The sequence below is a fragment of the Micromonospora sp. NPDC002717 genome, assembly GCF_040295705.1.
Lineage (GTDB): Bacteria > Actinomycetota > Actinomycetes > Mycobacteriales > Micromonosporaceae > Micromonospora.
Genome location: NZ_JBEOVW010000030.1, coordinates 14941 through 30242 on the forward strand (window position 1 = coordinate 14941; position 15302 = coordinate 30242).

The 15302-nt window shown below is 73.7% G+C and carries 13 protein-coding genes; 8 read left to right on the forward strand and 5 right to left on the reverse strand.

What is annotated here, in order from left to right:
• Positions 1 to 140 precede the first annotated feature (140 nt).
• Entirely contained in the window at positions 141 to 887 is a 747-nt protein-coding gene (locus ABT006_RS29445) for a pyrimidine reductase family protein (RefSeq protein ID WP_350711647.1), read from the reverse strand.
• Between the two features lie 150 nt (positions 888 to 1037).
• Between ABT006_RS29445 and ABT006_RS29450 the strand changes: the two genes are divergently transcribed.
• From ABT006_RS29450 to ABT006_RS29475, 6 genes are all read left to right on the forward strand, one after another.
• Positions 1038 to 1583 (forward strand): plasmid pRiA4b ORF-3 family protein, encoded by a 546-nt coding sequence (locus ABT006_RS29450; RefSeq protein ID WP_350711649.1) that lies wholly within the window; start codon positions 1038 to 1040, stop codon positions 1581 to 1583.
• A 455-nt stretch (positions 1584 to 2038) separates the two neighbouring features.
• The gene (locus tag ABT006_RS29455) at positions 2039 to 3331 is read left to right on the forward strand and encodes an ABC transporter substrate-binding protein (protein WP_350711651.1); all 1293 of its coding nucleotides are present in this window, start codon (positions 2039 to 2041) and stop codon (positions 3329 to 3331) included.
• A gap of 151 nt (positions 3332 to 3482) precedes the next feature.
• Entirely contained in the window at positions 3483 to 4454 is a 972-nt protein-coding gene (locus tag ABT006_RS29460) for a carbohydrate ABC transporter permease (RefSeq protein ID WP_350711653.1), read from the forward strand.
• Positions 4455 to 4465: 11 nt separating this feature from the next.
• Positions 4466 to 5308, forward strand: a complete 843-nt coding sequence (locus tag ABT006_RS29465; protein WP_350711654.1) for a carbohydrate ABC transporter permease — start codon at positions 4466 to 4468, stop codon at positions 5306 to 5308.
• Positions 5305 to 6738 (forward strand): GH1 family beta-glucosidase, encoded by a 1434-nt coding sequence (locus ABT006_RS29470; RefSeq protein WP_350711656.1) that lies wholly within the window; start codon positions 5305 to 5307, stop codon positions 6736 to 6738. The genes ABT006_RS29465 and ABT006_RS29470 overlap by 4 nt, the downstream gene beginning before the upstream one ends.
• A gap of 85 nt (positions 6739 to 6823) precedes the next feature.
• Positions 6824 to 7870, forward strand: coding sequence for a LacI family DNA-binding transcriptional regulator (locus tag ABT006_RS29475; protein ID WP_350711657.1), 1047 nt, complete (start codon positions 6824 to 6826; stop codon positions 7868 to 7870).
• A gap of 144 nt (positions 7871 to 8014) precedes the next feature.
• On the opposite strand, the gene ABT006_RS29480 is transcribed toward ABT006_RS29475, so the two are convergent.
• The gene (locus ABT006_RS29480; protein ID WP_350711659.1) at positions 8015 to 9232 is read right to left on the reverse strand and encodes an acyl-CoA dehydrogenase family protein; all 1218 of its coding nucleotides are present in this window, start codon (positions 9230 to 9232) and stop codon (positions 8015 to 8017) included.
• Positions 9232 to 10320, reverse strand: coding sequence for a phosphotransferase family protein (locus tag ABT006_RS29485; RefSeq protein ID WP_350711661.1), 1089 nt, complete (start codon positions 10318 to 10320; stop codon positions 9232 to 9234). Before ABT006_RS29485 ends, ABT006_RS29480 begins: the two co-directional genes overlap by 1 nt.
• 150 nt (positions 10321 to 10470) lie before the next feature.
• On the opposite strand from ABT006_RS29485, the gene ABT006_RS29490 reads away from it, so the two are divergent.
• Together ABT006_RS29490 and ABT006_RS29495 are read left to right on the forward strand one after the other, a co-directional pair.
• The gene (locus ABT006_RS29490; protein WP_350711662.1) at positions 10471 to 11175 is read left to right on the forward strand and encodes an ACT domain-containing protein; all 705 of its coding nucleotides are present in this window, start codon (positions 10471 to 10473) and stop codon (positions 11173 to 11175) included.
• Positions 11176 to 11294: 119 nt separating this feature from the next.
• Positions 11295 to 12356: a GNAT family N-acetyltransferase gene (locus ABT006_RS29495; protein WP_350711664.1), complete on the forward strand. Its 1062-nt coding sequence runs from the start codon at positions 11295 to 11297 to the stop codon at positions 12354 to 12356.
• Positions 12357 to 12414: 58 nt separating this feature from the next.
• On the opposite strand, the gene ABT006_RS29500 is transcribed toward ABT006_RS29495, so the two are convergent.
• On the reverse strand, positions 12415 to 13980 hold the full coding sequence (locus ABT006_RS29500; protein ID WP_350711666.1) for an aldehyde dehydrogenase family protein: 1566 nt from the start codon (positions 13978 to 13980) through the stop codon (positions 12415 to 12417).
• A 518-nt stretch (positions 13981 to 14498) separates the two neighbouring features.
• Positions 14499 to 15284 (reverse strand): LPXTG cell wall anchor domain-containing protein, encoded by a 786-nt coding sequence (locus tag ABT006_RS29505; protein WP_350711668.1) that lies wholly within the window; start codon positions 15282 to 15284, stop codon positions 14499 to 14501.
• Positions 15285 to 15302: the final 18 nt, after the last annotated feature.

Here is a 15302-nt window from a genome sequence, read left to right on the forward strand (position 1 = left end):
GCAACTCCGGTCGGCTGGTCGTCGCGGTCGGGGCACACGTGGTGCATCCTGCCGCAGGAGTACGACAGGTTGCCACGCGACGCGGCGGACGCCACGCACCCGGCCCGCCACCCCGTCGCAGGGTGCCCGCCCGACCACGCTCAGTCGCGGGCGTAGCGGAGCATGAGGACGCCGTCGGCGGCGGCCAGCACGTGCCGCAGCGGCAGGTGGCGCACGTCGCTGGCGTCCCCGGCGGTGATCCGCCCCGGGCCCGCCCCGGCGAGCAGCGGGGCGACGGTGAGGCAGACCTCGTCCACCAGGTCGGCGGCGGTGAGCGCGCCGAACAGCCGCGGCCCGCCCTCGCAGAGCAGCTGGTCGAAGCCGCGGCGGCGCAGTTCGGCCAGGCCCGCGGCGAGGTCCACCCGGTCGTCGCCGCAGCGCACCACGTCGGCGACGTCGGTCAGGCCGGGCGGCGCCGCCGCGTCGGACCGGGTGAGCACGACGGGCCGCGTCGGCGCGTCGGCGAACGCCGCCTGCGCCGGATCGAGGTCGAGCGAGCCGGAGACGACGACCAGGGTCGGGTACTCGGGCAGCCCGTGCTCCCGGCGCCACGCCCGGCGCCGCTCGTCGAGCCGGACCGCGCGGTAGCCCTCGTGCCGCAGGGTGCCAGCGGCCACGACGAGGGCGTCGCAGAGCATCCGCAGCAGGCCGAAGACGCGCTTGTCCGGCTCGCCGGAGAGCCCGGCGGAGTACCCGTCGACGGCGACCGCGCCGTCGACGCTCGTCACGAAGTTCACCCGCAGGTACGGGCGCTCCGCGCGCCCGTAGCGGGCCGTGAGCGCGGCGTCGTCCAGCGGCTGCGCCGACGGGTCGGGCCAGAGCGCCGAAATCGGGATTCCGACGCTCATTCGCCGGCCGGACCGGTGACCGGAGGGGTGGGTCGGGGGGTACGGTGCTGGCAGTCGCACCAGTTCCGCCCCGGACAGTCGTCGTGCCGCCTCGCCCGGCACGCTCGGCAGATCATGCTCGCAGCCTATGCCGAGGAAGGATGGGACAGCATGCCGCGTCAGATCTTCCAGCTGAAGATTTCCCTGGCCGGGGTCCGGCCGTCCGTCTGGCGCCGGGTGCTCGTCCCGGGCGGCTACACGCTGGACCGGGTGCACCGGGTGGTGCAGCACGGCATGGGCTGGCGGGACTGCCACCTGCACTCGTTCGAGATCGAGGGCCGGCAGTACGGCGAGCCCGACGCCGACGGCGAGCTGGCCCTGCGCGACGAGCTGGACGTCCGGCTCGACGCGGTGGTCGGCAAGGGCAGCCGGTTCCACTACACCTACGACTTCGGCGACTGGTGGGAGCACGACCTGGTGGTGGAGGACGCCTTCACCGCCGACCCCGACGAGCGCTACCCGTCCTGCCTGGACGGGGAGCGGGCGTGCCCGCCGGAGGACGTGGGCGGGCCGGTCGGCTACCAGGCCCTGCTGGCCGCGGTAACCGACCCGGGCCACCCCGAGCACCGGTCGATGCGGGACTGGGTGGGCGAGAGCTTCGACCCGGCCGCCTTCGACGCCGGCCGCGTCGCCACCCTGCTGCGCCGCTTCTGCTGACGCTGCCGACCCGGCACCCTGCTGCGGCCGGTCCCGCTGACACGGCCGGTTCCCGCACCCGCCACCTGGTCCTATGGCTTCGCCCAGGTGGAGGCCGCGCACCTGGGTTCCGCTGACACTGCCGGCTCCCGCACCCCGTTCCGCTGACGTCGCCGACCCGGCACCCCGTTCCGGCCGGCTCCGCTGACGACGGCCGGCCGGGTCGCCGCACCGCCGGCTGACCTTGTCGGCGTCCCGGCGTCGCCGGAGCCGCCCTCGCGGTAACGATCTGGGAACGCTCCCATAGGCCTATTGACACCCCTGACGCCCGTCGGCAATCTCATGGGAGCGCTCCCGGAAGCGTGGCACGGCTCACCCGCGCCCGCTCCGGCCGCCGGCACCGTCCGGCACCGGCGGTGCGCACGGCATCCCCCACCACACCCGATCCAGCCTCACCACCGAAAGAGGGTCTCCCGATGAGCCTCACCACGCGGCGTACCCGCATGGCGGCCGCCGCCCTGGCCGCGATCACCGCCATCGGCGGTCTCGCGGCCTGCGGCAAGGACGACGACGCGCCCGCGGCCGGCGAGAAGCCCGCGAAGCTGGTCGTCGACACGTTCGGCGAGTTCGGTTACGACGAGATCGTCAAGCAGTACGAGAAGGACACCGGCATCAAGGTCGAGCTGCGGAAGGTAGCGCAGCTCAACGAGTACCGGCCGAAGATCGTCCGGGCGCTGGCCACCGGCAAGGGCGCGGCCGACGTGGTCGCCCTCGAAGAGGGCATCCTCAACGAGTTCAAGGCCAACCCGGCCAACTGGGCCGACCTCGCTCCGCTGGTCGCCGACCACAGCAAGGACTACCTGCCCTGGAAGTGGGAGTTGGGCAAGGCGCCGGACGGCCGGCTGATCGGCCTGCCGACCGACGTCGGCAGCCTCGCCGTCTGCTACCGCCGCGACCTGTTCCAGGCGGCCAGGCTGCCGGTCGAGCGGGACCAGGTGGCCGCCCTCTGGCCGGACTGGAACGCCTTCATCGAGACCGGCAAGAAGTACCGCGCCGCCACCGGCAAGGGCCTGCTCGACTCCGTCACCACCGCCGCCAGCGCGGTGATGTTCCAGCAGGGCGGCGACCTGTTCTACGACAGGGACGACAACGTCGTCGCCGACCGGAGCGCGGCGGTGAAGACCTCCTGGGACACGGCGGTCGCGATGGCCGACGCGAACATCACCGCCGAGACGGCCACCTGGTCGCCGGAGTGGTCGGCCGGCTTCAAGCAGGGCACCTTCGCGGCGACCTTCTGCCCGTCCTGGATGCTCGGCATCGTCGCGGACAACTCCGGCCCGGGCAACAAGGGCAAGTGGGACGTCGCCCCGGTGCCCGGCGGGGCCGGCAACTGGGGCGGCTCCTGGCTCGGCGTGCCGACCCAGAGCAGGTACCCGAAGGAGGCGGCGAAGCTCGCCGAGTACCTGACCAACGCGCAGAGCCAGGTGGCGGCTTTCAGGCTCAAGGGCCCGCTGCCGACCAACCTGGAGGCGCTGAAGAACCAGGAGTTCCTCGGCTACACCAACGAGTACTTCAACAACGCGCCGACCGGCAAGATCTTCGGTGACAGCGTCGCCAGGATCCAGCCGCTGCACCTCGGCCCGAAGCACCAGGCGGTGAAGGAGAACGCGTTCGAGCCGGCACTGCGCTCGTACGAACAGGGGCAGGCCACGAAGGACAAGGCCTGGGAGCAGTTCACCAAGGACGCCAGGACGCAGGGCGCCTTCTGACCCACCTCGTCGCCAGGTGGCGTCCGGCCCACACCCGGACGCCACCGGCGCCGTCCCCGTTGCGCCTCCGGACGCCACCGGCGTCCCGTTCCGCGTACCACCGCCTGGGCGTCGGCGCGCGCCCCGCGCCGACGCCGGGAAAGGACCCCGCATGAGCATCTCGGCCACGACGGCGCCGCCGTCGCCCGCCGCACCGCCACCCCGCCCGCCGTCGCGGCGCCGCTCCCGGTCGCACTCGCTGACCCGCCTGGACCTGAAGTACTCGCCGTACCTGTACATCGCGCCGTTCTTCGTGGTCTTCGGCGTCTTCGGGCTCTACCCGATGCTGCGGACCGCCTGGATGTCCCTGCACGACTGGAACCTGATCGGCGACCACAGCTTCGTCGGGTTCGACAACTACGTCGCCCTCGCCAGGGACGACTACTTCTGGAACGCCACGCTCAACACCTTCGGGATCTTCCTGCTGTCGACCGTCCCGCAGCTGCTGCTCGCCCTGTTCCTGGCGAACCTGCTCAACCGCGCGTTCCTGCGCGCCCGCACGCTGTTCCGGATGGCGATCTTCATGCCGAACGTGGTCTCGGTGGCCGCCGTGGCGATCGTCTTCGGCATGCTCTTCCAGCGCGACTTCGGCGTGGTCAACTGGCTGCTCGGCTTCGTCGGGATCGACCCGGTCGACTGGGACGCCGAGCGCTGGAGTTCGTGGACCGCCATCGCCTCCATGGTCAACTGGCGGTGGACCGGCTACAACACCCTGATCCTGCTCGCCGGCATGCAGGCCATCCCGCGCGACCTGTACGAGGCGGCGGCGCTCGACGGGGCCAGCCAGTGGAAGCAGTTCTGGCGGATCACCCTGCCGATGCTCACGCCCACCTTCGTCTTCGTGGTGATCCTGTCCACGATCGGCGGGCTCCAGCTCTTCACCGAGCCGCTGGTCTTCGCCAACGGCAACATCATCGGCGGCGACCAGCGCGAGTTCCAGACCCTGGCCATGTACATGTACGAGCTGGGCATCGAGAACCTCAACACCGCCGGCTACGGTGCCGCGGTCGCCTGGGCGATGTTCCTGATGATCGCGCTCGTCTCGGGGATCAACTTCCTGCTCGTCCGCCGTACGGTGAAGTGAGGAACGCCCAGATGAACTCGGCCTCCCGGCGCCTGTGGCGCACCAGCCCGCTGACCTACGTCGCGCTCGTCCTGGCGACGCTGTTCTCGATCTACCCGTTCTACTACATGGTGGTCATCGCCACCCGCAGCCTGGACTCGATCAACGACGTCCCGCCGCCGGTCACGCCGGGCGGGTCGTTCGGCGACAACTTCGGTCGGGTGCTCGACAACGAGGCGGCCAACTTCCTCACCGGCCTGCTCAACTCGGTGATCGTCTCCGCCGTCGTGACGGTGTCCGTGGTGATCACCGGCTCGCTGGCCGGCTTCGCCTTCGCCAAGCTGCGCTTCCGGGGCCGCAACGCCCTGCTGCTGACGATCATCGTCACCATGATGATCCCGACGCAGCTCGGGCTCATCCCGCTCTGGGGCATGATCCAGGACCTGAACTGGTTCGACACCCTCTACGCGGTGACCGTGCCGTTCCTGGTCAGCGCGTTCGGCGTGTTCATGATGCGGCAGTACGCCACCGAGGCCATCTCCGACGAGCTGATCGAGGCGGGCCGGGTGGACGGGGCGAGCACCTTCCGGATCTACTGGAGCATCGTGCTGCCCGCGCTGCGCCCGGCCGCCGCCGTGCTCGGCCTGCTCACCTTCATGGAGACCTGGAACTCGTTCCTGTGGCCGTACGCGGTGCTCACCTCGGAGAACCCGACCCTCCAGGTCTCGCTGGCCTTCCTGTCGTACGCCTACTACACCGACTACTCGCAGGTGTTCGCCGCCACGGCGGTCGGCACCCTACCGTTGGTGATCGTGTTCGTCCTGTTCGGCCGCCAGATCGTCGGCGGCATCATGGAAGGCGCCGTCAAATCGTGAGCAACCCCGCCACCCCGCCCGCCGTCGGCGTCCTCGCCGACCGCCCGCCGCTGACCTTCCCGCCCGGCTTCCTCTGGGGCGCGGCGACCGCCGCGTACCAGATCGAGGGCGCGGCGGCCGAGGGCGGCCGGACCCCGTCGATCTGGGACACCTTCAGCCACACCCCCGGCCGGGTGGTTGCCGGGCACACCGGCGACGTGGCCTGCGACCACTACCACCGACTGGGGCCGGACGTCGCGCTGATGGCCGAGCTGGGGCTGAGGTCGTACCGGTTCTCGGTCTCCTGGCCCCGGCTGCAGCCGGGCGGCTCCGGCCCGGCCAACGCGGAGGGGTTGGACTTCTACCGACGGCTCGTCGACGAGCTGCTGGCGCACGGGATCGAGCCCTGGCTCACCCTCTACCACTGGGACCTGCCGCAGCCGCTGGAGGACGCGGGCGGCTGGCCGGCCCGGGACACGGCCGCGCGGTTCGCCGACTACGCCACTCTCGTCGCCGACGCGCTCGGCGACCGGGTGCGCTACTGGACCACGCTGAACGAGCCGTGGTGCTCGGCGTTCCTCGGCTACGGCTCCGGGGCGCACGCGCCGGGCCGCTCCGACGGGGCGGACGCCGTCCGGGCCGGGCACCACCTGATGCTCGGCCACGGCCTCGCCGTGCAGGCGCTGCGCGCGGCCCGGCCGGCCGCCGAGGTCGGGGTGACGGTCAACCTCTATCCGGTCACCCCGGCCAGCGACGCGCCCGCCGACGTCGACGCCGCGCGGCGCATCGACGGGTTGGCCAACCGGTTCTTCCTCGACCCGCTGCTGCGCGGGTCGTACCCGGCGGACCTGATGGCCGACCTCGCCCGGGTCACCGACTTCGGGCACGTGCGCGAGGGTGACCTGGCGGCCATCGCCACCCCGCTGGACCTGGTCGGCGTCAACTACTACAGCCGCCACGTCGTCGCCGCCCCGGTGGCGGGCGCCGAGCCGGAGCCGTACTGGCGGACGCCGTCCTGCTGGCCGGGCAGCGAGGACGTCCGCTTCGTCACCCGGGGCGTCCCGGTCACCGACATGGACTGGGAGATCGACGCCCCGGGCCTGGTGGAGACGCTGCGCCGGGTCCACGAGGAGTACACGGACCTGCCGCTCTACGTCACCGAGAACGGTTCCGCCTTCGTCGACGCGGTGGTCGACGGGCGGGTCGACGATGTCGACCGGGTGGCGTACTTCGACGCCCACCTGCGCGCCGCGCACGAGGCGATCGAGGCCGGCGTTCCCCTGCGCGGCTACTTCGCCTGGTCGCTGATGGATAATTTCGAGTGGGCCTGGGGCTACACCAAGCGGTTCGGGATGGTCTACGTCGACTACGACAGCCAGGCCCGGATCCCCAAGTCCAGCGCCAGGTGGTACGCCGAGGTGATCCGACGCAACGGTCTGGCCGCACAATAGGCGAGGGCCAGCCAGCAACGGGCGGCCCCGGCAACCACCCGGCCGGGGTGGGGCCGGGGCCGGCCCGCCGTCGGAGGAGCAGACGATGACAACGCAGCGCACCCGGTCGCTCGGGCGCCCGACCCTCGACGCCGTCGCCGCCCGTGCCGGCGTCGGTCGCGGGACGGTCTCCCGGGTGGTCAACGGCTCACCGCAGGTGAGCCCCGAGGCGCGCGCCGCGGTGCAGCAGGCCATCGCCGAGCTGGGGTACGTGCCGAACCGCGCCGCCCGCGCCCTGGTCACCCAGCGCACCGACTCCATCGCCCTGGTCGTCTCCGAGTCCGGCGACCGGGTCTTCACCGAGCCGTTCTTCGCCGGCATCGTCCGGGGCGTCAGCTCGGGGCTGCTGGAGACCCCGTTGCAGCTCTGGCTCGCCATGGTGCAGTCGCCGATCGAGCGGGAGCGGGTCGAGCACCACCTGACCAACCAGCATGTCGACGGGGTCCTGCTGCTGTCGCTGCACGACTCCGACCCGCTGCCCACCCTGCTGGAGGAGCGCGGCCTGCCCACCGTGCTGGGCGGGCGGCCGGCCGGGATGCTCCAGCCCGGCGCGCAGCCCGCGTACTACGTCGACGTGGACAACGTCGGCGGCGCCCGCCAGGCGGTGGAACACCTGGCCGGCCGGGGGCGGCGGCGCATCGCCACGATCGCCGGCCCGCAGGACATGGGCGCCGGCCTGGGCCGCCTGACCGGCTACAAGGAGGCGGTCCAGGCCGCCGGGGGCAGGGTCGACCCCGACCTGATCGCGTACGGGGACTTCAGCGAGGACAGCGGGGCGGCCGGGATGCGCCGGCTGCTGGAGGTCTGCCCCGACCTCGACGCCGTCTTCGTCGCCTCCGACCTGATGGCGTTCGGCGCGCTGCGGGCGCTGCGCGAGGCGGGCCGGCGGGTGCCGGAGGACGTGGCGGTGGTCGGCTTCGACGACGCCCCGATCGCCAGGCAGTCCGACCCGCCGCTGACCACGGTCTTCCAGCCGGTGGAGGAGATGGGCCGGCAGATGGCCCGCCTGCTGATCTCCCGCATCCGCGACGAGAAGCCCCCGTCCCCCCACCTCCTCCTGAACACCACCCTCATCCAACGCGCCACCTCCTAACCCCCACCCCCCTCCCATCCCACCCCCCCGGCCCGTGCCGTTGATCATGAAGCTGTTGGCGATGGCATCGCGTGTCGCGGCAACAACTTCATGATCAACGAGGCGAGCAGGGGTGGGGAGCGCGGTGGGGTGGGGTGGGTCGGGTTAGGGGAGGGGGTAGCGGCGGAGTTCGCGCTTGGCGAGGGACGCGCGGTGGACCTCGTCCGGGCCGTCGGCCAGGCGCAGGGTGCGGGCCTGGGCCCAGAGGGCGGCCAGCGGGGTGTCCTGGCTGACGCCGGCGCCGCCGTACGCCTGGATGGCCTTGTCGATCACCCACTCGGCCATCGCCGGCGTGGCGATCTTGATGGCTTGGATCTCGGTGTGTGCGCCCTTGTTGCCCACGGTGTCCATCAGCCAGGCGGTCTTGAGCACCAGCAGGCGGGCCTGCTCGATGCGCACCCGCGACTCGGCGATCCACTCGCGCACGACGCCCTGCTCGGCGAGGGGCCGGCCGAACGCGACCCGCTCGGTGACCCGCCGGCAGAGCAGCTCGAGGGCCCGCTCCGCCATGCCGACCAGCCGCATGCAGTGGTGGATCCGGCCGGGGCCGAGCCGGGCCTGGGCGATCGCGAAGCCGGAGCCCTCCGTCCCGACCAGGTTCTCCGCCGGCACCCGGACGTCGGTGAAGTCGATCTCGGCGTGCCCGCCGTGCGGGGCGTCGCTGTAGCCGAACACGGTCATGCCCCGGCGCACCGTGACGCCGGGGGTGTCCCGCGGCACCAGGATCATGCTCTGCTGGCGGTGCCGGTCGGCCCCCGGGTCGGTCTTGCCCATCACGACGAAGATCTCGCAGGCCGGGTCCATCGCCCCCGACGACCACCACTTGCGCCCGTTGACCACGTAGTGGTCGCCGTCCCGGGTGATCCGGGTGGCGATGTTGGTCGCGTCCGAGGAGGCGACCTCCGGCTCGGTCATGCAGAACGCCGAACGGATCTCGCCCTCCAGCAGCGGCAACAGCCAGCGCTCCTGCTGCTCCGGCGAGCCGAACTCGGCGAGCAGCTCCATGTTGCCCGTGTCCGGGGCGGCGCAGTTGACCGCCTCCGGCGCGAGGAGCGGGCTGCGCCCGGTCAGCTCGGCCAGCGGGGCGTACTGGAGGTTGGTCAGCCCGGCGCCGTGGCGCGGGTCGGGGAGGAAGAGGTTCCACAGGCCGCGCCTGCGCGCCTCGGCCTTCAGCTCCGCCAGCACCGGCGGCCGCGCCCACGGGTCACCGGCGGCGGCGACCTGCGCGGCGTGCACCGGCTCGGCGGGATGGACGTGCTGCTCCAGGAAGTCGGTCAGTTCGGCCCGCAGCGCTTCCGTGCGGGCGTCGTACGCGAAGTCCATCACCGCTCCCCGGCGGCGGTCAGCCCGTGCTCGACCAGCGGTGCCACCATGTCGCCGATCCGGTCGAAGCCCTCGCCGAGCGTCTGCCCGAGCGTGTGCCGGTAGTGGATGCCCTCGCAGATCACCGCGAGCTTGAAGCAGCCGAGCGCGACGTGCCAGTGCAGCGGCCCGACGTCGACGTCGCCGCGCCCGGCGTACCGCTCGATCAGCTCCGACCCGGTGGGGAAGCCGGCGCGCGGGCCGAGCCCGTCGGCGACCGGGTTGCCGGCCGCCGCGTCGCTGCCGCCGAGCACGTCCCAGTAGGTCAGCAGCAGCCCGAGGTCGGCCAGCGGGTCGCCGAGGGTGGCCATCTCCCAGTCGAGCACCGCCCGGACGGCCACCGGGTCGACGGTGGCGAGGAGGTTGTCCAGCCGGTAGTCGCCGTGCACGATCCGGCCCGCGTTGGCGCCCTCAGGCGCGGTGGCGGCGAGCCGGTCACGCAGCTCCTCGATGCCGGGCAGCGGCCGGCTGCGGGAGCGGTCGAGCTGGCCGGACCAGCGGCGGACCTGCCGGGCGAGGTAGCCCTCCGGCCGGCCGAAGTCGCCCAGCCCCACCGACGCCGGCTCGACGGCGTGCAGGGCGGCGAGGGTGTCCATCATCGCCATCGCCAGCTCCCGCCGCTGGCCGGCGGTGAGCGGGTCGGTCTGGGCGCGGGTGCGGAACACCTCGCCGCGCACCCGCTCCATCAGGTAGAACGGCGCGCCGATCACCTCGGGGTCCTCGCACAGCAGCAGCGCCCGCGGCACCGGCACGTCGGTCGGCGCCAGCGCGGAGATCACCCGGTGCTCGCGGGCCATGTCGTGCGCGGTGGCCAGCACGTGCCCGAGCGGCGGGCGGCGCAGCACGACCTCCTGCCCGCCGGCGTGCAGCAGGTAGGTCAGGTTGGACTTGCCGCCGGCGATCAGCCGGGCCCGCAGCGGACCGTCGGCCAGCTCGGGCCGGTGCCGCGCCAGGTAACCGGCGAGCCGGTCGAGATTTAGCCCTCGGGGCGAGGTGGCGGGGGCGGGGCCGCTTCCCGGCCCGTACGCGTCGACGGCCGGCTCGGTCATCCGACTAGTTGATGGCAGCTCCGTCAGGTTGTCAAGGTCGGATTTGACCCTCGGGACATGCCGCTGCAACAGGGGCGAAACGGCCACGGGTCAGGCTGGTGCCCAGCCTGCCGGCCAGCGGTGCCGGCCCGCCGAGCGGAGGGTTCAGACATGTTGCTGCGCGTTCGGGTCACCCTGCCGGACCGTCCGGGCACGCTCGGCCAGGTGGCGCGCACGATGGGCGTGTCCAGCGCGGACATCGTCCAGGTGGTCGTCCTGGAGCGGCTCGGCGGCCGGGCGGTGGACGACTTCACCGTGGTCTGGCCAGGTGCGGCGCGGGTGGAGCGGCTGCTGGCCGGCCTGGCCGCGATCCCCGGGGTCCGGGTGGACGGGGTGTGGCGGGCGATCGGCGCGCCCACCACCACCGGGCAGGACGCCGAGCTGCTGGCCCAGGTCGCGGCGAACCCCGCCGAGGGGGTGGCCACCCTGGTCGACGCCGTGCCCGGGCTGCTCGCCGCCGACTGGGCCGTGGCCGCGGTGGTGCCCGTGGACTGGGCCGCGCGGACCGGCACCACGGGGGAGGCGACCGTCGGCTACGCGAGCTGGCGCGCACCCGTACCGGCGCGGCTGCCCGAGGTGACCCCGCTGCGCGCCCGGGCGATGACCGCGCCCGACGGTGGACACTTCGCGGTCGCGCCGTTCGGCCGGGCCGGCCTGGTGCTGGTGGTGGCCCGCGAGCGCACCGGGACGCCGGCCGCGGCGGCGTTCCACGCCACCGAGGTGGACCGGCTGGCGCAGCTCGTCCGGGCCGGCGCGGTGATCCTCGGCGACCGGCTCGACCTGGTCGGGGCTCCGCCGGCGGTGGCGAACCCCTGAGCCCGGCCCGCCCGGCGGTCACTGTGGCGCAGGTCGCGGCGGCCGATCCGGGCCGTCACCCCGGGGCAACCGGCCCGCAACAGCCGGCGGCGAGGGTCGTACGAGGAAGGGAGGCAACCATGACGCTGTGGCGGATCCGGGCGACCGTGGACGACCGGCCGGGCTACCTGTCGGTGCTCACGGCCAGCCTGGCGTTGCGCGGGGTCAACATCCTCGCCGTGCAGGTGCACACCACCGAGCGGGGCGCGGTCGACGACTTCCTGGTCGACGCGCCGGACGCGCTCGACGAGGCCGACCTCGTCGCCGCCGTGGAACGGGGGCGGGGCCGGGACTGCTGGGTCGCGCGCAGCGAGGCGCGCGGGCTGGCCGACCAGCCCACCCGGGTGCTCGGCCTGGCCAACCGACTCGTGCGGGACCCGGACGCGGCCGGGGAGGCGCTGCGTGCCCTGCTCGGCGCGGACACGGTCACCTGGCGGCCCACGCCGGCCGGCGCCGGTGCCGGGATCACCGGCACCACCATGCTGCTGGCCGACCCGGGCGGCGGCGCGTTCACCCTGTGCCGCGTCGCCCCGGACTTCACCCCGGCCGAGTACGCCCGGGCGCAGGCCCTGCTGGAGCTGTCGGCCACGGCCGCACGTCGGGCCGCCGAGCAGGTCACCCTGGTCCTGCCCGACGGGACCGAGGCGGCCGTACGCCCGGCGGGTGCCGACGACCTGGCGGGCGTGGTCGAGCTGCACGAGGCGTGCTCGGCGCGCAGCCGGTACCGCCGCTACCTGGGCGGCGCGGCGGCGCCCTCGGCGGCCCGGCTGCGCCGGCTGCTGGAGCCGGCCCGGGGCCTGACCCTGCTCGCCACGGCCGGCGGCGACGCCGGGGAGGCGGAGACGGTGCTGGCGATGGCGAACCTGCTCGCCGAGGGCGACGAGGCGGAGGTGGCGCTGCTGGTCCGCGACGACTGGCAGCGGCGGGGGCTCGGCTCGGCCCTGCTGCGCCGGCTGGTCCGGCACGCCGAGCAGGCCGGGTACGCGGCCCTGGTGCTGCACGTCCACGCGGAGAACGCCCCGATGCTGCGCACCGTGCGGCGGCTCGGCCGGCCCACCCCGACCGAGCGGGACGGCGGCCTGGTGGCCGTGACCGTCCCGTTCACCGCCGGCGCCCCCGTGGCGGGAAGGGCACCGTGTTGACCCCTTCGGTGCAGGAAGGCCCCCTGCCAGGCGTCGACAGGGGGCCCTTCCCCGCACCTCAGGTGGTCGGGTAGCTGCTGTAGTCGGGGAAGTTGCCGTAGAGGCGACCGCCGCCGCCCACGGTCACCGCCTGCACCAGCAGGTCGCCGCCCACGAAGGCACCCTTCCAGGACGCGCCCCGGCCGCCGAACGGCTCGTCCCGGTCGCCCCGGGAACGCGGCTTGTTGATGCCCACCTTGAACGCCTGGAGGTCGACCGCCAGCTTCCCGGCCAGCTCCTCGTCGTCGCAGGCCAGCGAGGCGACCAGCGCGCCGTTGGAGGCGTTCATCGCGGCCAGCAGCTCGTCGGTGGTGTCCACCACCACGATGGTGTCGACCGGGCCGAACGGCTCGGCGTGCATCAGCCGGGACCGGCCGGGCGGGGCCAGCAGCACCGACGGCGCCACGTACGCGGAGGTGTCCTGCCCGTCCAGGAACGGCGCGCCGGCGAGCTTGCCCCGGTGCAGCGGCACCGCGCCGCCGCGTACCGCCTCGTCGACCTTGCGGCGCAGCTCGTCGGCCTTGGCGGCGCTGATCAGCGGGCCGAAGTCCAGCTCGGGCAGCGGGTCCCCGGCGGTCCAGTCGTCGCCGACGGCGAGCGGGTGTCCGAACCGGACCGAGCGCACCACCGGCAGGTACATGTCGAGGAACTCGTCGACGAGGTCCCGCTGGACCACGAAGCGCGGGTACGCGGTGCAGCGCTGCTTGCCGTACTCGAAGCCCTTCTTGAGGTGCCCGGCGAGCAGGTCCCACTGCGAGAAGTCCCAGATGCCCCAGGCGTTGAGGCCCTCCTGCTCGATGAAGTGCCGCTTGTCGGAGTCGAGCAGCGCGGCGGCCACCTTACCGCCGTTGGAACGGCCGCCGACGAACGCCACCGCGCCGACCTCCGGGGCCCGGACGAGCACCTCGGAGAGTTCCTCGCCGCCGCCGGACACCAGCGTGGCGGGCAGCCCGGCCCGGCGCATAAGCGCGTGCGCGACGGTGAGGCAGACCGCGCCGCCCTGCGACGGGGTCTTGGCGATCACCGCGTTGCCGGCGAGCAGCTGCACCAGCTCGGCGTGCACGAGCACGCTCATCGGGTAGTTCCACGACGCGATGTTGCTGACCGGCCCGGGCAGCGGCTCCCGGCCGTCGGCGAGCATCCGGTCGATCTCGCCGACGTACCAGCGGACGCCGTCCAGCGCCCGGTCCACGTCGGCGCAGGCCAGCCGCCACGGCTTGCCGATCTCCCAGACCAGCAGCAGGGCGAGCAGGTCGCGGTGGGCGGTGAGGGCGTCCAACGCGTCGGTGACCCGGGCCTTGCGCTCGGCGAGCGGGGTGTCGGCCCAGGCGCGGTGCGCGGCGGCGGCGTGCGCGACCGCCGCGCGGGCGGTCTCCGCGTCGAGGCGGGGCAGGTTGACCAGCACGGTGTTGTCGACCGGGGTGCGGACCGGGCTGGGCGTGCCCACCGCGTGCCAGTCGCCGCGCACGAGGTTGTGCAGCGTGGTGACGCCGTCGACCGGGGCACCGAACGCCTCCGGCGCGGCGGCCACCGCGCGGGCGAGGGTGTCGGGCCAGGCGGTGCCGTCGGCAAGTCGTAGAGCCATCGCATCTCCTCAGGGTGTGGCCGGGGGAGCGGCGGCGTCGATGGCACCGCTGGTGTCGCGTACTGTCGCGCGCCGGAAAGCGGCGCGGCAACCGTACGTTCGTATGCCGGAACGCCCGGCCCGCGCCCGGCCGGCCATGGCGCGCCCTCCCGGCCGCCGTCCCCGGCCCTGAGCTGGTCGTACGCGGGCAGGGCATACACAAACTTGGATGATGTGATGAACGTCCGGGCGGCGTCGACCGGCCCGCCCGTCAGTACGCGCAAGCGGTTCCGGCGGATCGACGCGCCGGCCACCGGCCCGGGAAATGGTGCCGGCCGAGGGGCCGCCGAATGGCGGCGTTCGCCCGGTTCGCCGGCCTGCGGCGGCTGGCGCCGCCGACGGGCGGAGCGGCGGCCGGCCGGCCCGGGACGAGACCGGAAGCAGCCCCACGGGGAGGCGGCGGGTGCGACGGCTGGGGGTGGAAACGGTGACCGGCCGCCGGACGAGGTGTCCGGCGGCCGGTCGGGTGCTGGGTGGGATCAGCTGGTGAAGGTGATGTTGTCGCGCCGGCGGCGCAGCATCAGCAGCGCGCCGCCGCCGATCAGGACGAGGCCGCCCAGCGCGATGCTGGTCGTCGCCACGCCGGTCAGCGGCAGGCCGCCCTCGTTCTCGTCGTCGTTGCCGCCACCGCTGCCGCCGGTGCTCTCCGACGGCGTGACGGAGCCCGACGGGGAGACCGACTCCGACGGCGAGACGGACCCGCTCGGGGAGGTGGACTCCGACGGGGACACCGACGTCGAGGGCGACACCGAGGTGGACGGCGACGGGGAGGTCGGCACCGACGGGCTGGGGGACGGCGACTGCGTCGGGGCGGTGCCGGCGCAGGTGTGGCTCAGGTTGAACTTGTCGGCCTCGCCGCTGATCGTGGCGGTGCCGTCGACCAGGGTCCATCCGGCCGGCGTGAACACGTAGGCGTGGATGACCCGGCCGCCCGCGGAGTAGAAGTAGTCGGGGTAGGCGTCGGAGGCGTCCGGCACCTTCACGGTCACCGGGCCGGTGCCGTTGTCGAAGGTCAGGGTGATGCTCTCGAAGCTCCCGGACTTCCCGCCGCCGGGAAGCACGAAGTGCCACCCGTCCTGGCCGGCCGCGAGGTCGTCGAAGCGCTCGTCGTCGCACTCCTGCTGGAAGGCGACCGCCGTCGAGCCCTGGTGGTCCGGGTGGAGCGGGGCCGTGCTGCTGGCCCAGGCGGGGGTGGCGAGCGCGAGACAGGCCGTGGTGGCGACGGTGGAAACGGCAGCGCGCACCACGCGCCGACGGTGTGCCATGAGGACTCCTCTGGAGTT